1 protein-coding gene and 1 pseudogene are annotated in these 951 nt (G+C 48.1%); both read right to left on the minus strand.

Annotation, left to right across the window (positions count from 1 at the left end; translation table 11 throughout):
* On the minus strand, window positions 1–386 hold a 386-nt coding region (locus B3182_RS14625; RefSeq protein WP_292753297.1), incomplete at its 3' end, for an ATP-binding cassette domain-containing protein.
* 3 nt (window positions 387–389) lie between these two features.
* Window positions 390–951 (minus strand): annotated as a pseudogene (locus B3182_RS14630) (ABC transporter ATP-binding protein); the annotation flags it as partial.

Raw genomic sequence — 951 nt, forward strand, 5'->3', positions numbered from 1 at the left:
GCTTCGAGTTTATGTTGAGCTTTTTCCAGCTTGTTGAGGATTTGTTCACTGCTATCGTGTTCGAGTTGCTGAACAATATGGTGATATTCCACTAGCAGAGGCCCAACTTCGCCCAGTCCGGCAGCGACAACATCAAACACACTGCCAGCCGTGCCAGCCGGTACTTCCTGCTCCAGCCGGGCAATTTTCAATTCTTGCAAGCCCACCATCTCACCACCATCAGGGGTGATCTCTCCCGCAATGACTTTCATCAAGGTGGATTTACCAGCGCCGTTACGGCCAACCAGACAAACCCGTTCACCTTTATCGAGCTGAAAGTCGACTTTATCAAGTAAATTTGGGCCACCATAACTGACGGTCAGCTGTTTTAAAGACAATAATGCCACGGATTAAACCTCTGCAGTTTCTGCGTTTTCAAGTATTTCACTGGCTTCAAGCCAGTCCATTTCAGCCTGTTCCAATGCCGCCTTGGTGGCAGCTTGCTGTTGTAACAGGTCTTTGAGCTTTTCTTTATTGGCCGCTTCATACAGCGTTGTATCAGCGAGTTGTAATTCAATTTTGGCAAGTTCAGCATTCTGTTTATCGAGGACTTGCTCTGCCTTTTTAACCTGGTTACGCAAAGGCTGTAATTTCTGACGCTGTTGTGCTGCCGCCTGTCGATCCAGTTTTTTGCCATTGTTGACGGCAGGACTTTTATCAGCAGAAGCATTAACCGTTTCACGGCCTAAACGCAGCTGCCGGTAATCATCAAGGTCACCTTCAAAAGCAGCGGCTTTGCCATCAGCTACCAGCCAGAGATCATCGGTGACATTGCGCAGGAAATAGCGATCATGCGAGACCACCACTAATGCTCCTTCGTACTCCTGCAAAGCCATGGTCAACGCCAGCCGCATTTCCAGATCAAGATGATTGGTAGGTTCATCTAATAACAATAAAGCCGGACGCTGATAA

The sequence above is a fragment of the Methylophaga sp. UBA4204 genome (assembly GCF_002379485.1).
In the GTDB taxonomy this organism is placed as follows: Bacteria; Pseudomonadota; Gammaproteobacteria; order Nitrosococcales; family Methylophagaceae; genus Methylophaga.